The organism is Spirosoma endophyticum (genome assembly GCF_900112365.1).
GTDB lineage: Bacteria > Bacteroidota > Bacteroidia > Cytophagales > Spirosomataceae > Spirosoma > Spirosoma endophyticum.
Window position 1 is genome coordinate 15,935 of the sequence record NZ_FOLQ01000027.1, and the last position, 18,485, is coordinate 34,419.

15 protein-coding genes and 4 pseudogenes are annotated in these 18,485 nt (G+C 38.6%); 6 read left to right on the top strand and 13 right to left on the bottom strand.

The features are described from left to right. Nucleotides 1-844 (top strand): transposase (locus BM202_RS37605; protein ID WP_177236768.1); only part of this gene is annotated, 844 nt, incomplete at its 5' end. 183 nt (nt 845-1,027) lie between these two features. On the opposite strand, the pseudogene BM202_RS31890 reads toward BM202_RS37605, so the two are convergent. After that, nucleotides 1,028-1,321 (bottom strand): annotated as a pseudogene (locus BM202_RS31890) (transposase); the annotation flags it as partial. Between the two features lie 870 nt (nt 1,322-2,191). On the opposite strand from BM202_RS31890, the gene BM202_RS38535 reads away from it, so the two are divergent. The 4 genes and pseudogenes from BM202_RS38535 (at nt 2,192) to BM202_RS39200 (ending at nt 6,262) form a co-directional block, all read left to right on the top strand. Next, nucleotides 2,192-2,572, top strand: a complete 381-nt coding sequence (locus tag BM202_RS38535) for a helix-turn-helix domain-containing protein (RefSeq protein WP_245776881.1) — start codon at nt 2,192-2,194, stop codon at nt 2,570-2,572. A 445-nt stretch (nt 2,573-3,017) separates the two neighbouring features. Continuing rightward, nucleotides 3,018-3,131 (top strand): annotated as a pseudogene (locus tag BM202_RS39195) (transposase); the annotation flags it as partial. 326 nt (nt 3,132-3,457) lie between these two features. Continuing rightward, entirely contained in the window at nt 3,458-5,932 is a 2,475-nt protein-coding gene (locus BM202_RS31900) for a T9SS type A sorting domain-containing protein (RefSeq protein ID WP_093833893.1), read from the top strand. Nucleotides 5,933-6,151: 219 nt separating this feature from the next. After that, on the top strand, nt 6,152-6,262 hold the full coding sequence (locus BM202_RS39200) for a hypothetical protein (RefSeq protein ID WP_394333816.1): 111 nt from the start codon (nt 6,152-6,154) through the stop codon (nt 6,260-6,262). Between the two features lie 393 nt (nt 6,263-6,655). Here BM202_RS39200 and BM202_RS31915 read toward each other — a convergent pair. The 4 genes and pseudogenes from BM202_RS31915 to BM202_RS31930 all read right to left on the bottom strand — a co-directional run bounded on the left by BM202_RS31915 (nt 6,656) and on the right by BM202_RS31930 (nt 8,848). Further along, nucleotides 6,656-7,550, bottom strand: a pseudogene (locus BM202_RS31915) (IS3 family transposase). Next, a complete protein-coding gene (locus tag BM202_RS31920) occupies nt 7,535-7,837 on the bottom strand; it encodes a transposase (protein ID WP_093833901.1) in 303 nt (100 codons plus the stop codon). Before BM202_RS31920 ends, BM202_RS31915 begins: the two are co-directional and overlap by 16 nt. A gap of 47 nt (nt 7,838-7,884) precedes the next feature. Further along, entirely contained in the window at nt 7,885-8,277 is a 393-nt protein-coding gene (locus tag BM202_RS31925; RefSeq protein WP_093833903.1) for an integrase core domain-containing protein, read from the bottom strand. Continuing rightward, entirely contained in the window at nt 8,240-8,848 is a 609-nt protein-coding gene (locus BM202_RS31930) for an IS3 family transposase (protein WP_093833905.1), read from the bottom strand. Before BM202_RS31930 ends, BM202_RS31925 begins: the two co-directional genes overlap by 38 nt. 188 nt (nt 8,849-9,036) lie before the next feature. On the opposite strand from BM202_RS31930, the gene BM202_RS31935 reads away from it, so the two are divergent. Beyond that, the gene (locus tag BM202_RS31935; protein ID WP_093833907.1) at nt 9,037-10,044 is read left to right on the top strand and encodes an IS110 family RNA-guided transposase; all 1,008 of its coding nucleotides are present in this window, start codon (nt 9,037-9,039) and stop codon (nt 10,042-10,044) included. Between the two features lie 183 nt (nt 10,045-10,227). On the opposite strand, the gene BM202_RS31940 is transcribed toward BM202_RS31935, so the two are convergent. The 8 genes and pseudogenes from BM202_RS31940 to BM202_RS31975 all read right to left on the bottom strand — a co-directional run bounded on the left by BM202_RS31940 (nt 10,228) and on the right by BM202_RS31975 (nt 18,477). Further along, the gene (locus BM202_RS31940) at nt 10,228-10,716 is read right to left on the bottom strand and encodes a transposase (protein WP_093833909.1); all 489 of its coding nucleotides are present in this window, start codon (nt 10,714-10,716) and stop codon (nt 10,228-10,230) included. A gap of 225 nt (nt 10,717-10,941) precedes the next feature. Beyond that, nucleotides 10,942-11,802, bottom strand: coding sequence for a hypothetical protein (locus BM202_RS31945; protein ID WP_093833911.1), 861 nt, complete (start codon nt 11,800-11,802; stop codon nt 10,942-10,944). Between the two features lie 157 nt (nt 11,803-11,959). Next, nucleotides 11,960-12,112 carry an IS1 family transposase gene (locus BM202_RS39210; protein WP_093833913.1) on the bottom strand — a complete coding sequence of 51 codons (153 nt, stop codon included), beginning with the start codon at nt 12,110-12,112 and terminating at the stop codon, nt 11,960-11,962. Nucleotides 12,113-12,384: 272 nt separating this feature from the next. Further along, nucleotides 12,385-12,561 (bottom strand): annotated as a pseudogene (locus tag BM202_RS39215) (IS1-like element transposase); the annotation flags it as partial. A gap of 217 nt (nt 12,562-12,778) precedes the next feature. Beyond that, a complete protein-coding gene (locus BM202_RS31960; protein ID WP_093833917.1) occupies nt 12,779-13,900 on the bottom strand; it encodes a glycosyltransferase family 4 protein in 1,122 nt (373 codons plus the stop codon). 47 nt (nt 13,901-13,947) lie between these two features. Then, nucleotides 13,948-15,093, bottom strand: a complete 1,146-nt coding sequence (locus BM202_RS31965) for a glycosyltransferase family 4 protein (protein ID WP_093833919.1) — start codon at nt 15,091-15,093, stop codon at nt 13,948-13,950. A 57-nt stretch (nt 15,094-15,150) separates the two neighbouring features. Then, nucleotides 15,151-16,065: a glycosyltransferase gene (locus BM202_RS31970; protein ID WP_177236769.1), complete on the bottom strand. Its 915-nt coding sequence runs from the start codon at nt 16,063-16,065 to the stop codon at nt 15,151-15,153. A gap of 1,446 nt (nt 16,066-17,511) precedes the next feature. Next, on the bottom strand, nt 17,512-18,477 hold the full coding sequence (locus BM202_RS31975) for a glycosyltransferase (protein ID WP_093833923.1): 966 nt from the start codon (nt 18,475-18,477) through the stop codon (nt 17,512-17,514). Nucleotides 18,478-18,485: the final 8 nt, after the last annotated feature.

The following is an 18,485-nucleotide window of genomic DNA, read 5'->3' on the forward strand; positions in this document are numbered from 1 at the left end:
TCAGGCCGTGTTTTGTCAAGAACACACGGGTATCTACAATGCCCATCTATTGGAACTTTTGCATGAACTGAAACTGTCAATCTGGCTGGAGTCATCCTTACAGATCAAGCAGGCCGGCGGGATGCAACGGGGCAAGACTGACAAAGTCGATGCCCAGCGGATCGCCCAATACGCTTATCGGTTCCGCGATCAGATACGGCTGTGGACACCTCCCCGGGAGGTTATCCAGAAGCTGGCCTTTCTGAGCGCAACTCGCCAACGGCTCAATCAGGCATACAACTTACTGGCAGTACCCGTGACCGAGCAGGAAACCTTCGTCAACAAAGCCCTCCAAAAGACCCTCAAGGGAAACGTCAAGAAGTCTCTTTCGGCTCTCAAAGAGGAACAGAAAGCCGTCGAAATGCAAATTCATAACCTCATCCAGGCTGATGCTCGCTTGAAAGAGTTGTTTGATCTGATGGTATCCATACCGGGCGTTGGGCCAGTGATTGCCACTGAGTTACTACTGGCCACCAACGAAATGCAGTCTATTAACGAGCCCAAAAAGTTAGCCTGCCACGCCGGGGTTGCCCCTTTTGAATACCGTTCGGGCAGTAGCATACGCGGCAAAACTAAAGTCAGCCACCAGGCTCGTAAACGGCTGAAAGCGTTGATCCACTTGGGCACCATGTCAGCCATTCAAGTGAAAGGAGATCTTCAGGACTACTACGAACGCAAACTCAAGGAGGGCAAACCCAAAATGCTTATCATCAATGCCGCCCGCAACAAGCTGATTCACCGGGTTTGTGCCGTTGTACGCCGAGGCCAAAAATATGATAAAAATTATGCGCCAGCCCTTGCTTAATCCATAGAAATCGGAGCGGTCATCTCGACGACGAGACTTATACTGCAAGGAGGATCGACGGAACTGAATAACAGAGCAGGCACGGCGGGCCGAAACTCGCGGGGTGGCCCGTGCCATAGTTTTCCAATAAACTTGAGGCCAGTTTTCTTCGCTGAACTGGCCCGCTCGGGCGGCCCCGTTAAAGCTTTTTTTTGAGCACATCCTGAAGTATTTGTTTGTCCAGGCTCAGGTTGGCCACTAGCTGTTTCAGTTGACGGTTTTCTTCCTCCAACTGGCGTAATCGGTGCAGTTCGGCAACACCCAATCCGCCATACTTCTTACGGTCCGCCGTCGCGGTTCCAATTGTAAAAGGTGGCCTCGCTAATGCCCATTTTGCGGCATACTTCAGCTACGGCTACTCCCGTCTCAGATTGTTTGAGAGCAAAAACGATGGCTCCGGCCACCCGGTTGCGCTTCGGTGAACTTCGTTTTCTTCATGACGATTTGTTTGATTTAAGTTAATCCAAATCGCCCGATTTTCTCTACTTTATACTGGAACGCTTTTCCGGGGGGAGGTCACCGCTATAGTTTCTGTCGGCTCCAACCAACCTTCTTTAGAATACGACCTATTTGGGAAGGGTCATAACTAACGCTAAAAGACTTTTAACCATTTAATTGACCTACAGGCGAGTCTAGGCTGCCCCTCTAAAACCATGATGTTCGACTCCCTTATGGAGTTTGGTCACTAATTGGCTGAGTTGTTCAAGCGATAAGCGAGTTCGTGCTCCTGTTCGTTCACCTCCCAATAAGGCTTTTGAGTCTTGCTGCCGGTATTTCTTAAGAGTTCGACTCACACAAGGCTAATTTAAACCAAAGGCCTAAGCTATTACAACTGCTGCCAACCGGCCTGCTAAGGTCAACACATCGTCGTCTTGGAGCTTCATAATCGGATTGCTTGTAATTTGCCATCATAGAAAAAGTAACTTACATCGCAGACTTACTCACACATCAATAAAGGCTTTGCGGGGCTGACGCCATACGAATTTGTCTGTATGCAGTGGCAAACAAAAGTGATTATCTTTACTAGCGATCTAACCAAGCCCACCTTGAGTCTATACATCTAGAACAAGACGGCTAATTTATATCTGATGGCTCAGATATATCATTACAATTAAGTTTATAAAATTAAATATTTATTAATAATTTATTTATAATATTAATATTTTGGTTTTTAATTTAATATATGTACTTTGCCCTAGATATATTTTTGTCTTATGACATTTCTTTCCAATTATTGATCCGTGAGTAAGTCTGTTATGTGATCGACTTTTGCTTTCCATGGCAAACTAGAGACAAGCAGATTACGAAGTGCTTCGCCGACTCTGTGTTGAACTCTGTCAGGCCGGTTGGCAACAAGCAGCTATCGCGCAAGCATTTAAGCTAACTCAACCTTGGGTTAGTCGAACTCTTAAGAAATACAACCAGCAAGGACTAACCGCTTTGCAAGAAGGGAGGCGAACCGGAGCACCAGCCCGTTTATCGGCTGAACAGCTGGGGCAACTCGTGATTGAGCTTAACAAAGGGGCAGAACATCACGGATTTAGCGGAGCCTTCTGGACTCGGGGACGAGTCAATGAAGTGATCAGGAAGTTTTTTAGGGTCAGTTATGACCCTTCTCAAGTAGGCCGTATTTTGAAGAAAGTAAGTTGGACTGGGGCGCCGGAGCGACAGGCGGTTGCCGCAACGTAAAGCTCGTCAGCAAGATGCGCAGGCAGTTGCTCTATGGCGAGCCGAACGCCTACCTGAACTCAATCGGATCGCCGAAGCGAAAAAGCTAACGATGAAGGGTGGGTTATTTTATATGTGGATGAGTCAGCCGCTGCGGCGGACCGTCTGTTAACTATTGCCCCTAGTAGCTCATACTTGGGCACCTTGTGGGCAAACACCTGTACTGGTTGAGCAAGCTGGACGAACCCACTTCTAATTTCAGTTATTGCTCCTAACGGTCTGATCTATGTGGCCGGTCAAGATCAGGCCTTCACTGGTGAAGACATAGTTTGGTTTTTAAGCCAGCTGTGTGGGCGATATCGAAAGCGGAATCTGCTAATTATCTGGCAGGGCCGCCTGTCTGTATGGAGCGGCCATTCATCGTAGCGAAGCCGTTACGCAATTCCTTGGTGAGCGCTCCGATCGTGTTCATTTGGAAAGCTTGCCCTCTTACAGCCCAGAACTTAACCCAGTGGAACCGGTTTTGAGTCAGTTGAAGGGCAACTTGAAAAACAGGGTTTTTACAAGTCTGGATGAATAAACTGTAACCGTTCTTGAGCAAACCAAGCGATTAGAAAACGATCCAAAATCAGTGAAAGCATTCTTCAATAAAAAAGAGGTAGACTTTATTACACACTAATTCACGGATCAATAAGACAGAATATACCTACTCAACTTTGCAGAAAGGTCTAAGGATTGACATAAACTTCATTCCTACTATTCATATATTATGACATTGGTAATCTTGCAGAATATTACACCTGATACAACTCTTACCAAATGTTGGATATCCATTTGTCACTATATTGCCAAAGCTCGATTTAGTCACGAGTACATATAAGACCATTCTGCTAGGAATTAACTAATATGGGTACTACTATATTGCCTACAGATAATAACATTCAATTAATATTTAATATTAATGGTGGAATTGAATCATTGGACACAAAGAATATGAAACTAATATTAATACTAATTTTACTCTGCCTACAGCAAGTTAAAGCTGCAACATATTATGTTAAGGTAGCAGGAGGAAATGGGAATGGGCTAAGTGATGAAACGGCCTGGAGTTACTCCAAATTAAATTCTACAAATCTCGATCCAGGTTCTATAGTGTTATTTAAAAGGGGAGATATTTTTTATGGAAAACTCCTTACAGTCTCTGGAGTTGAGGGAAATATTATTACATACGGTGCATATGGAAGTGGAGCAGATCCTATAATCTCAGGCTTTTCAATCATTAGTACATGGACGTTTTTTAGTAGTAATATTTATTATACTACAGTTAATGTACCTGAATTAAACGTTGTTACACTTGATAGCAAATTACAAGGAATGGGAAGATATCCTAAAACGGGATATTTATCGTATGTAAGGCACTCAGGAAATAGTTCAATTACTGGATCAACAACCTTGCCTTTTAATCCGATGGGGGCAGAAGTTGTTATTCGTAAAATTAGACAAATAACCGACAGGCATATAATTACGTCTTATAGAGATAAAACTATTGGCTTATCGTCAGAAGGTACATATGGGAATGTTTACTTAAATAATACAGCTTATGAGCCACATGATGGTAATGGGTACTTTATACAAGCCAGTATAAATACACTAACAAATTTAGGCGATTGGTATTATGACAAATCATCAAATCGTTTATACATGTATTTTGGTACGGATACTCCCAGTAGTCATCTTATTAAAGTGAGTACTATTGCTGTTCTATCTCAAATGGATAACAAGAATTATATCACATTCCAGGGTATCGATTTTGAAGGGGCAAATCGAGAAATAATTAATATTAATAATAACAATAATATTTTATTTGCAAACTGTAATTTTAGAAAAAGCTATGGATGTGTATTCGCAGACAATGGGATGTCTAATCTTGTAATTCAAGGTGGATCTATGACAGATATAATCAATAATGGACTGTTCGTTCCTCAGTCAGGCGATCAAATTACAGTTGATAGGGTGACAATGAATAATATTGGTATTATACCTGGTGCAGGAGGAAGTGGCGATGCTATGCAACTAGGAGTTTGGATTCAAGGAAATAATTTAACAGTAAAGAATTGTACTCTCAACAATATTGGATATCATGGAATTGTTCTTTATGGTAATAATACTCTTGCCGAAAAAAATTTAATTGATACTTATGGTCTTGTTAAAGATGACTGTGGGGGGATTTATGAGTTTCAATTCTCGAATGTAAAACATACAAATAAAATAATTAGAAACAATATTATCCTCAATGGTATTGGCGTTGCGGCAGGCGCCCCTCCTTATGAACAATATGGACAGGCAGCGGCTATTTATTTGGATGCGAATGTCAATAATGTCAAAGTATATGATAATATTCTAGCTCACGGACCTTGGGGTGGAATATTGCTAATTGGCGTTGGAGATAATAATGAACTTAGAAATAACCTCGCTTATGACTTTTCAAAGAGCCTTCTAATCTATAACTTTGAAGATCTTTTAATTAGAAACATAACGGTGACAAATAATACTTTTATTGCACGAACATCTGTACAGTCTACTTTATATTTACAAATGTACATTAAAGACAACCCATTATACTATGGAACTTTTGATAATAATATTTATGCTCATCCTATCATTAGTGATAATGCAATTTCAATCAATAGAGAATATCCAGGTGGGGAAGGTTTCACAAAAATTTCACTTGGTACATGGAAATCTGTTTATTCGCAAGACGTAAATTCACCTGAAACTCTGGTTACTACGGATCAGGAAAGTAACTTACGCTTTGACTATAACTACACTTCTAACCCTATAGATATATCGCTTAATTCTACTTATTCAGATGTCACAAATAATATATATACGTCAAGTATTAAACTTTCAGCATATGGCGGCTCGGTCCTAATCAAAATACCGCCTATTTTATACCCAGTTCAAACTATTACTTCAGGGAGTTGGACTGATCGATTGATTTGGTCTAGTAGTAATATTCCCGACTTAAAAGATAATGTTAAGATAAATAGTGGACATACTGTTACTGTGAATGTAGACCAGCGTATCTCATTTAAAACTATTCAAATAGATACTGGTGGTAAACTACAGTTTATAGGCGATTTTGACTTAAGTATTTATCCAAACCCGGCAGAAAGCACTATCAGAGTACAACATCCTATTGTGTTTAATTCCGGATACATTCAAGTTATTTCGGACGATGGGCGGGAAGTAAAGCATCATGATCTTATTGAAGGTGCTATTTTTACAACAATTGATGTTCGCTTTCTTAATCCTGGCTTTTATCTAATTCGGTATCAAAATGGAGCTTCCCAAGGAAGTGCACGTTTTATAAAGCAATAATAAATTCATTAGGAGCCTGTTTGAAAATGCGATAAAGACTCACAAAAAAAGAATCATCCTATCTAAGGGGATGAGAGGACCAAATCTGTACCCTTCCGACCTGACCACTCTGCTGGCCCAGTGATTTCGTCTGGAAAGTTATTGAACAAATCCTAACCGACAAGCGAAAACGCAACCGGGTCGCCGGAGCCATATTCCCTGCGGTGCATTTTTGACGCCTTGCTGTATGTCACCAAAAAAAGTTGCCAATGGCGACAAATGTCCAATGATTTACCCCCTTGGCCGCTATACTACTGTTACTTCTGGAAGAGGCACAATAATGGCAGTTAGGAAAATCTCAATAAAGCGCTGGTTAAATGAAGAGGCAAGAAATCTAATCGAGAAGCCTCACTCGACGTGGGTGTGATTGAATCTCAAACCGGGCTGCCAGAGCTTTATTAAATGTAGTGAATAAGGCGTAGTACCTAAAGGTTACACTGCGCCTTTGAAACTGGACCACTTTACTGAACAACGAAGTTGTTAGTTGATTTTATTTTCTACTTGATTTTGACCGCTTTTTATTCCCTTTAATACCTCTTCAGGCGTTCGATAATTCAGCGACTGGTGAAAGCGCCGACAGTTATAAAACTCGAAATAGGTTTGCAAGCCTGCCTCCAGTTACCAACCATTCTGATAGGCCTTCAGATAAATATCTGGACTTGCAACAGTACACTGGAGATTTTTTTAGGCAGCCATTGGAGCGGTGTAAAAATAGGACTCTTGTTGCGCCGGGGTCTGGTAATGCAGGCTTGAATGTCGCCGTCGGCGATTATACCAGACCTCAATGTACTCAAAGGTGGCCAATCGAGCTTCAGCCCGCGTCTTGAATTCAACATGGTTTACCAATTCACTTTTAAACGTTTTGAAAAAACTCTCCGCTACCGCATTGTCCCAACAGTTGCCTTTTCGACTGTTCCGGCAGCCCGGTCATACTTTGCATCACGGGTAGGCCCTTCAACTGAGTCTGGAATTCAGTGCAGGCGTATTGTACGCCCCGATCCGAATGAAAAAGCATTTGTACTTGTATCGCCCTGTTTTTGAGGGCCATACGCCACGCGGCCACACTCGTATCAACCGCTTTGAGACTATCACTCAATGCCCAGCCAATCACTTTTCGGTCCGCCAGATCCAGCACGGTGGTCAAGTATAGCCAGCCTTCATCAGTGGGAATGTACGTGATGTCAGATACCCACTTCTGGCCAGGCTTTTCTGCGGTGAACTCTCTGTTTAACAGGTTCTTGGCCACTGGATAATCATGCGCTGATTCGGTGGTCTGAACCCGGTACTTCTTGTACATAATACTGCGAATAGCTTCTCTATGCATGAGCCGAGCCACCCGGTTACGCGAAGTCTTCACCCCCCGATCCCGCAACTCGTCAGCGATCCGAGGACTACCATACCGGCCCTGACTTTGTGTGTGTATTTGCCGGACATGTGTCAGTAACTGATTGTGTTTCATCTGCCTGACACCAATCGGGTGTTTACGCCAATAGTAGTAGCCACTGCTACTCACCTTCAGTACATTACACATCTTCTCAACAGGAAACTGGCTGGCGTGTTCCGCTATAAATCGGAAGATTTCCTGTCGCCCCTGGAAAAGATGCTGACCGCCTTTTTTAGGATATCCCGTTCAAGCTCAGCGTCTTTCAATTCCTTTTGCAGTCGTCTGATCAGTTGCTGCTCCTGACTCAGCCCGCTGGTAGTAGTGGCGAGTTGGCCAAGACCTTTGTGAGTCTGCCGCCATTTGGTAATTCGACTAGAGTCGATGCCGAGCTCGCGGGCAGCCTCCTGCACGGAGCCTTTTGCATGGGATAACTCGACGGCCATTTTCTTAAATGTCTCGTCAAATACACATCTTTTTTTCATGGGTAATTTCGGTTTTGCCCCTAAATGTGCCTAAAAACCGTCTCCAGTCAAATGTAGCAAGTCCAGGATTCGACGTACCACTGAGCCGGAGTCTGGTAGCCCAACGACTGATGCTTGCGCTCGTAATTGTAGAACTGAATGTACTCCGTCAAGCCCTTTAACAAAGATAGGCCATCCGAGTAAGCCCGCAGATAGACATGCTTGTATTTGAGCGTACGCCAGAAGCGTTCCACAAAGATGTTATCCAATGCTCTTCCTTTTGAGTCCATACTGATGGCAACCTGCCGCTCTTGTAGGGGTACTAAAAACAGCTGACTGGTGAACTGACTCCCCTGATCGGTATTAAACATGCGTGGTTGGCCCCACTGCCCCAAAGCGTCTGATAGGGCATCAATGCAAAAGTCAGCCAGCAGCGTGTTTGATAAACGCCAGCTTAGAATGAAGCGCGTGTACCACCGGGACGCCGGAGCGTTCGATAACTACGCATAAATACAAAAATCCATGCGCCATCTGGATATACGTGATGTCGGTAGACCAAACATGATCAGGACCCTCAATGCTAACTCCCCGTAGCAGATAAGGGTAAATCTGATGGCCTTCGGCGGGCTTGGACAGATTAGGTTTTTGATAGACCGCTTCGAGTCCCATCAGGCGCATGAGTCGGTGTACACGCTTGATATTGACTGGGTTCCCCTCGCTGGTGACCTCCTGATGCATGCGTCTTAGACCCGTCTCAGGCCGAGCGGTAAAGAGTTTATCGATACGTTCCATCAAGACCAGATTTTCGGCAGACTCGCCCACCGGCTGGTAATAATAGCTAGAGCGAGATAGGCCCAGCAATGTGACTTGCTGGCTGATACTCAGTTGAGCATGGCCGACTTGGATTAACTTACGCAGGTCACCGGCTAACTCGTGCGTAATTTTTTTTTGAGAAAGTCGTTTTCGACCGCACCGGCCTTTAGGTTTGAGGGCTGGTAATAAACCAAGATTTGGTAGCTTGCTGACAGACAACCGAGCGGGCTTCCCTAGCGTCTCCGGCCAGGTTTGCGTCCTATGCGGGGCCGCCCGTGCGGGCCGATTCAGGTCCCGCTCGGTCTTTCTTACTTAACCTCGAATAGAAATTAGGGTGTTGTGACCCATTAGCAAGGTAGCGAGTGATAAGTAAGCGTCTGATTAGAAACTCTAAATTAAGTACCCACATGGAAATTCGCTATTACATTGGTATTGATGTTTCGAAGATCACTTTAGATTGGGCCGTTTATGCTAACCAGCGAATGGTTTGGCAAACTCAATCGGAGAATTCATCGGTGGCTATCCGAGCGGTGATCAAACAACTCCAGACGCTGGCATGCTTTAAGAACACAAATTGCGTAGTTTGTATGGAGCATACAGGTCTTTACAATGCCCATGCCCTGGAGGTGCTATTTGAGGCCCAATTTCCGATTTGGCTGGAGGCTTCCCTACACATTAAACAGGCGGGCGGGTTACAGCGAGGCAAATCCGACAGCGTTGATGCTCAACGGATTGCTGAATATGCGTATCGCTTTCGGGACCGCCTTCGGCTGTGTCAACCGCCCCGCCCTGTTATGAAAAAATTAGCCGAGTTGACCCGATTACGGCAACGGCTGCAAGGTATGATCAGTCAATTGAAAGTGCCCCTGACCGAACAGAAACGCTTTGGCGACAAAAGCTTGACCGCTCAATTAAGTCAGCATTGCAGTAGCTCACTAAAGGCACTGGTCAGCGATTTGAAAGGAATTGAAAAAGCCATCAAACAACTCATCTTAGATGACCCTACTCTGAAATCACTTTTTGAGTTGGTGACCTCAGTCCCTGGTGTCGGTCAAGTCGTAGCGACTGAACTGATCCTGGCCAGCGACGAGTTTAAAGCCATTGACGACCCTAAAAAGCTAGCCTGTCATGCAGGAGTGGCACCTTTTGAGCACTCTTCAGGGAGTAGCGTTCGCGGGAAAACCCGCGTGAATCATCAGGCGCGAAAATCGCTCAAGACTTTACTCCATCTGGCGGCTATGTCAGCTCTTCAAGTCAAGGGCGACCTTCAGCAGTACTATCAACGGAAAGTGGCTGAGGGCAAGAACAAGATGTTGGTCATCAACGCATTACGAAACAAACTCATCCATCGAGTCTATGCAGTCGTTAGGCGGGGCGAAAAATATAACAAAAATTATACGCCCACCCTTGTTTAAACCATAGAAATCGGCCCGGCTTCAGTTGTCCAATTTGCTGGAACAACGGGGCTTCGATTTGCTCGCGCTGTTCTGATGAGATAGCTGGTTTGCTGGTCCCTGACTCGAACAGAGTAGGCAGACCATCGATTACTTGCCGTTTCCAATCGGTGATCATTTGGGCATGAATGCCGAATTCGCGGCTTAACTGAGCCAAGATTTTGTGGCCTTTGAGTGCTTCCAAAACCACCTTGGTCTTGAAAGAAGCATCGTGAAGACGCCGGATAGGGTTTGCCATTGTTGGACATTTTGTAGGTGCAAGGTAAATTGGTTCAAGTTATCCTTGCTGTCCAGTTTTTTGGGAACATCATATTCTTCTTCCGCCACCTCAATCACCGTCTGTAAGCTGCTAATCTTCAATTCAGCTTGAGCCAGTACCTTGGTTAGGGCTTTTACTTGCCGGGTTAATGTTTGGACGGCTTGAGAGTTGGGCATAGTAGTAGACGGCTCAGGAGTAGCCGCTGAGTCCGTCACTGGCAAAGAAAACACAACCAGCCAGCTTCGCAAAGTATTTCGGTTGAGTCCGTATTTGCGACAAGCGGCTCGTATACCGATGATGCCCTGGTTAACTTCGTGAACAATCCGGCGCTTTTCTTTTTCGGATCTTCTCTCGAAAGGATGCCGACTGCCCATTCGAAGTCCATGTTTTTTTGTATTCTTGTGAGTTATCCTGATACGCTTAATGTAAAGCTATTTCAGGACTTGACATACCGGAATCTGGAACTTCTATATTAGCTAAATAGCTATTAATCACTATTGCAACAACTCTAATTTTTAAATCATCAATAGTTAGCTTGACATCACAAATTCAACCCGTCACGACAAATCTAATAAAATGAACAGCTTCAATATAAATGATTAAAAGAATCGCTTCAAAATATATTTATCAATTAATTGATTAGTTAAACTAAATAAAGTTTTAGAAACGCCACCAATTTTTACTGAAAAAATTAAAGGGTAATAATAGTAGCCAACTAATGTATCTAAATAACATCGTTTCATATTAATTACATGGGAAAGGGTAGATTTCAAAAAAGGAATACCATGATGGCTAGTTTTAAAAAAAATAACTTGTAGTCCTAAATCTTTGATAGTGGTATATTGTTCTATATCAATTTTACTCCAACATGAATAAAAATAAAAAACAGCCTTTGGATTAACAATGTATGAGTTAATTGAAAAAAATCTATTAATTAAAGGATTATTTCTCTCTCTAAATAAAATAGGATCATCTAATTCACTTGATCTATCTAAATACTTGAATAGAGAAAATTGACCATTAAAAGTGTAAATTATTTCAGCATTCAACTTAGACCCGAATAAAACTGCTGCATATCCGCCAGAAGAGCTCCCAATAGCAATAACTTTATAACCTTTAGTCTCAATTTGAAGGAAATAAAATAGCTTTTCAACAGAATTCAATTGCTCATTAATTCCATTTAAATAGAATTGCTTCTTTATATCTCTAAGAAAAATGTGTTTCGTTGCTTTTTCTACCCTAGTTCGGTACCATTCATACTTATTTGTTCTAACAACCTGATAGTTAAATGCATCTGCCGTATTAGGATCATAAAGTCCATTACTACTAAAATAGATGGCACAAAATTTTTCGTTTTGTTCAATTTCACTATCATGTTCAATTATGTAATTAGAATTATCTCGGAAAAACGAAACTATCTCAGTAGAGTCAGCATGGAATACGAAATTTGATTTTTCCATAAAAGCAGTTAAAATTAATTAAGTAAAACTTATAAAGTAAGAAGCGGGCAATGAACATAGGCATAATAATTAGTACGATTTCACTCGTTATTTGGTAGTGGCTTAATTGCGATGATCGGCAAAGAAAAATTGCTTGATAAACAGACGGATTGTTGTATCATGAACTGCCACTGACCGCTCCAGCGGTCTGGTTTGAAAAGCAAATGGTTCGGCGAGTTAATCGTTTTAAGCGCGTTCGAAGGGTTAAATGCTTACGTTCAAGACCTTGTAAAGATTTTTTACAATTAAGCGTATGCGTTGATCTAAGCAATCAAAATAGGCCGGCACGGGCCGCCCCGCACCAAGAGTCAGTCATCCATCTGATTAACTCAATTTTGGCCTTCTCTAACAGATTCAGCAAGTGGCGGAATGTTAGGTTTGTACGGCGGCACCAGCGGACCGGGCCAAAAACAAAGGCAATAACCTAGCCTGTCACGGCATCCTCCACCCACGGCAGCGGCCGACCGTCATAGTTAACGAGGTTGTTTTCTCTTACCCACGTAGGACCACATCTCGCCGACTTTTAGGCTCATTTTCAAGCTTCTATCTACGTTTAAATGTTAACAGGAATGACTTCACTACCGCACGGGCGGCCCAGTTTTTATTAAACTGAGCGCTGACGGTGTTGCGATTAACACCTAAGATACGGGCGGTATCACGTATGCCTGCTCCGTTGAGGACCATTTGAGTAATTTGTTCTTTGACCAATGGGTCACGGGCCTTGTGGGTATAGGTTTGAACAAAGGCTCTGACGAAGTCAAAGCATCGGTAGTACTAGACGCCTGCAGGAGTTGTGCCATAGCCGGTCCGCCGGTGCGGTTTGACTTGTTTGGTTTGCCCACAATGCTTACAGGAGACTGCTTCTAGTACCATTCACAAATATACCCGATTCAACACAGTTAAGCCACTACCAGTTAATTAGTTCCAGCATTGTTCTTTAATTTCTTGTTACAATACTTTGGAGAATATTAATAAATCTATTCTCAAATTTCTTTAATGTAAAATTTGTCTCAAATTTATTTCGGCTTTCTATACCCATCCGTTGACGCAAGGAAGAATCAGTAATCAAAATTTCTAACTTTTCAGCTAATAATTCAACGTGATTCTGTCTCACCAAAAATCCAGTAACTCCATCTTCTACAATATCCTGGATACCACCTTCATAAGTAGAAACGATTGGTAATGAGTAACTCATTGCTTCAAGAAGAACTAATGGAAAACATTCGTTATGGTAATATGTAGGAAGAGCAAAAATATCGGCTTTAATAAAAGCTTGTTTTTTTTCTTCTCCGTATTTTTTTCCCTCAAATATTACATATTTACCCAATCCAAGTTCTTCAATCCAAAGATAGAATTTAGCTAGTGAAATATCAGCCTCACCACCAACAAAACTACATAAAAAAGGAATATTTTTTCTTTTCAATAAAACTAATGCCTTTAATAATATCAAAACTCCTTTAGACTCAATCAAATTTGATAGAAAAAGTATTTTAACGTTTAAATCAATGTCTTTTTTTGAATTTTCTAAATTAAAATCTCTATTTTCGTCCTCTACCCCATTATGACAAATATATGTTTCTCTAATGGGAACAAGCCCTTGAATGTCAAAATAAAGATATTTTGACAATATAATAACAACTGCATTCTTAAAAATATACTGATAGCAAATTCGATTAACAAATTTGTGTTTTTGAATATTTATTCCTTTATTATGTAAATGATATACTAATTTTACGCGAAAAAACTTCAAAAGAGCAACTAGAATCAAATCTTTATAAAACGCAACACCTGTAGTAGTAAGAGCTAAATAACAGTATATCGGACGTTCTTTTAAAAGAAAAATAAGTAATTGTGAAAAAGTGTTAAGGTAACCTAAAATTTTCCTTAGATTAATCTTACCCGTTTCAGCGACCTGCTTTGAAGCTAACAAATTTATGTAAAAGCACTTAAAGCTTTTATTAATAGCTATGCTGTTTTTTATAGTTAAGCCAACTAAGGATGATCCATGAACTGGTGGGGGTAAATGAAGTAAAAATAATATTTTAGGTGAGTCATTCATAAAGTTTATTTCTGAAAAAATCAATACTTCAATCAAAAAATTATATGTTAAATTATTTCATTGCACATATTATAAATATTTAATGCTACAGAACTAGCATTGTATTTTTTTTCTATATTTTTAGATTCTTTTCCCATTTGCTCTAAATCTTTGTTGTGAAAATAAGCTAATGCATCAATAACAGATGTTTCTTTGAGAGGATCAAATAGCTTACCATTTAAGCCTTCTTGCACTAATTCTGGATAACAACCATTATATATGGAACAAGCAATAGGCAAACCACAAGACATAGCTTCAGGCACTACTAAACTCCAATTGTCTTCAAGAGTAGGGATAATAAATACATTAGCGATAGCATAATAATGGTGTATAAGATCATAATCTATACTGCCAATTAAATAAATTGAATCAATGTGTGAAAAATCCTCTTTACACTTGTCATATAATGGTCCAGTACCAATTAAAATTAGATTATCATTAGGATATAATTTGTTGTGAGATTTCCATGCTTCTAACAAAGGGATTACTCCTTTACGTTCATTAATTTGTCCAATGTATAAAAAAGTTAAGCCATTTCGAAGTAACAACTTTGACTTAAGTGCTTGAATTTCATTTAAAGAAACAGAATTGAAACTTGCTACTAAATTTTCGCTATCAGCAGACATACCACCAACGAACAATTGATCTGCTTTCACACCTAATTGAATTAGATAATCTTTAGTGAGAGACCCATTTATTGAATAACCGTCAACAAATTTAGATATAAATTTTCTATATAATGCTCTCCATTTTGGGCAATTGCGTTCAGTGTGAGCAGTTCGCTCGTAAGCAATTAATAACTTCCTTTTCTTTAATTTTGCTATTAATATTGCCATTGGAGTCCACTGAAAAAAGCCTTCACCAATAATAATATCAGCATCTACTTTCAAAATTGCATTGTACAAACCAGGTTGGTAGGGGATTTTAAATTCAGTATTTGCAAAATCACTTTTACTTTTAAAATTCAAAACTAACTCATCAGATAACCCTATAGCATGATCTCCAATTGCACTTTCAATTTTGGAAATAACTCTTTGAGGTACTCTATTTTTAGAGTATATCAAAAAAAAATTCTTATTATTTAATTCGAATATTTTTTTGTAAACTGGTATTCTGTAATCTAAAAATGATGGATTCACCCAAAGAATTTTCATGAAATTTTATCGCAATCTTAGAATTAAAATAATAATTAAAAAATATTTTAACATTGATTAACTAAAGATCTTTTTAATTGACATTTTCAATTGTTTTGGTAAGAATGAAAAAACAAAAAAGAAAAAATAATTAAATGGTAATTTAAAATAGTTTTTATAATACAATTTTTGAAAAACAATATAATTTTCAGAGTAGAATATTTCCCGAATATTTCGTTTAAGGATATAATTTTTATCAATCATTTGATCATTAACTACCTTCGAAAAATTTTCTGGCCTATTATTAATTCTATTTAAGTGATTTTCAAATACTCTTTTCAGATAAGCTCCATTGTTTAAAGTACTTTCAGAGTTTTCACGAATTCTGTAACTGTAAAGTGGTATATTTATTTTTTCTAAACGTGCATTATTTTCAATCAATCTTAATATTAAATCATAATCCTCAGTTTTATTGTAAAAAATATTGTAACCTCCTATTTGATTTATTAAATCTTTAGGTATCATCATAGTTGGGTGTAACGCGGGAGTACTACCTTTTAAAATATTCTTATTAATGTTTTCATATAATTTATTATTTGTTGTAATTACTTCGTCATTTTCATTTATAACGTGATAACCTGTGCATGATATCAACTTTTGATCAGAATTCAAAAGTTGATATAGCTGCTTTTCCAACCTATTCGGTAAAGATATGTCATCAGAATCTTGTATAGCTATATATAATCCACTAGCTACATTTATGGCTGTGTTTCTTGCTACTGCAGCGCCTAAATTATTTTGAGTTAAAACTATTAATCTTATATCTTTTTTTGCAATCTCTTTAAGAATATTTAAAGTATTATCAGTTGAGCCATCATCAACAATAATGTATTCAAAATTTCCAAAAGTTTGAGATAATATACTTTCTACAGACTTTTTAATAAATTTTTCGTCATTAAAAACGGCAGTTATAACAGAAATCAAAACGCTCATTGTCATGAGTATTATAGTTGTAAATCTAACAGTTACAATTGTTAGGAATGATCCTCATTAACGGAATTGGAATGATCAGTTAAAACACATGTAACTAAATTATTATTTAGTATACAAATATGTCAAAATTAAATTACTTTTTAGTAAATTAATTTTTGAAAGATTGTATTGTGATTAAGTTTTTTTCATTTCACAAAATTAATAAAACAAGCTAATTAAAACCTAAAAAATGTTTTACAATTCGCTTCATAAATTGGGTTATTTTGTTGAATACCGAAATAGTTAGCAGGTTCTTTTCCAAATTGGTTTTAACACCTTTTACGCTTTTTATTATATATTATGGCGTTCAACAAATCAATCTTTAATGAAACAGGCAATAGTTGTAAACTCGAAGTAGGCTTATCAACTGACTTGTAACTATTTCTCTCCTGTTAGGCTTTTCGGTAGATTTTATCATATTTGACTGTGCATTAAAGTCGTTCGATTAAAATTGTGGTTAAACGTTCGTTTCATGCCATCTAATGAGATCTCCGTATCGGCTATAAGTAATAGAGCGGTGAAGGTATCTAATGCAAAACCTGGGTGCCTTGATCAGTAGTGAGTATCTCGTATGTTAGATAATTACCGATGTTTCAACTAAGGCCTATTAGTACCAATAGCATCCACCATATTATAAACTGACTATTTTAGGATGTAAGGCAGTATATATCCATAATGATTATCGGTACATATATCCAGTTTGAATAGATATTAAGTACTATCATTGTTCCAAACACGACATACCCAATTAATTAGTAACAATCATAATTAATAAATATAGAAGTAGTAACCTATACTAGACACTAGGTATTAGCTTAAGCATAAATTGCTATATGCACATTGGTTACATTTATTGATATGCCCGCTTATTGTTCACCTTGTAACCTGCCTAAATCAGATCTAACTGCATGTTTCGGTTGCTATATTTCGTGGTGAGCAACTAATGTTCGTTTTAATAAACGCATTAAGAGAAATTTTTAAATCCAGCACAAGTGAGTTGGTAGTTATAACCTGATTGTTACAAATCTAACCATTAGCACTGTTGCCGAAGGCGCCCTCTGAAAGTTGGATTAAGCAGCGCATGACGTTAGATTAAATTCATTGGGGCAACTTTTAATAAAGGAGTTCAAATCAATTTTATTTCTGCCAGTCTGTTCATAAAACAGTGCTACTTTCAGTTCAATTTAAGCTGGAGTCGGCTTACCAGCAGTCTGAAATATATAGGAAGGTGAGTCCATTAACGGCTTTTTTCATTTGCTGATTTGGTCAGGATGGAAATCGTATCGATTACTAATCACCTTCAAGGTAATCTTCTCTTTAAGTTTCAAGGATTATTTAAAATTTGAACTATTTTATACACTTACGTTTACATTTAATAAGTGGTCCAAAATACGGTAAGTACAATATTCAGTAACCTTTGTAATATGTTATTAATTTGATATTTCGTTTAAATTCCTCTAATAACCAAATAATCATAGTTTTTAATTTTAAACTTGCTAAATTTAATTTTTTCAGGTCATTTATTATTATCCAATATTTTTCTGAATAGCTTAATGAAGATGTGTATACTACAGTTGTTAATAACCAATGTATCTTATCAAATTCAGAAGTAACGTCCGTTAAATTATTACTTACAAAAAATTGTTTTGCCCATTGTAGGTAATTTACACTTGCATTAATTTTACGTAGTACGATATTTTTATCATTAGAGATAGATGAAATATTTAATGTACTTAATCTCCATTTTACTGAAGCACCCTCAATTGTAGTAATTCCGCCATAAAGTGATAACTTCATCCATGTAGCATTGTCCGTAGTCCAAGCCAAATCAAAAGGCTCAAATCCACTAACCTTGACAAAGACCTCTTTTTTGAAAATGTATTCCACAGCACAGCTATATATACTACTTTTAATGATATTTTCAAAATATTCTATTGTAGAATAGTGAGATTTAAAATTTTTAGGTTTAAATATTCTTGTATTATTTTCATTTATAATTTTTAAATTAAAATGTAATAGTGCATCGTTAACATTTATGAGGATATGTTTATAAAAGAGTTCAACGCAATTGCATTCCATAATATCATCATCTGAAAAAAGCCATATCCATTGTTCGTCTTGTACCATATTGATACATCTATTCCAATGTGATACCAAATTTCTTCTCCCTAAATTTTCCTCAAATCTTTTATAAACTGTATTTATCTCATTTTTACAATAATTTATTATTTCACTAAAGTCATCAGGACTTGCGTCATCTCCAATGTATAATGTAAAATTTTTACATGTTTGATTAACGATTGATTCGATTGACTGCCTAAAAAAAGTAATTTTATATGCTGGTATTACAATTGCTAATTGATGAGTTTTCATAATTATTT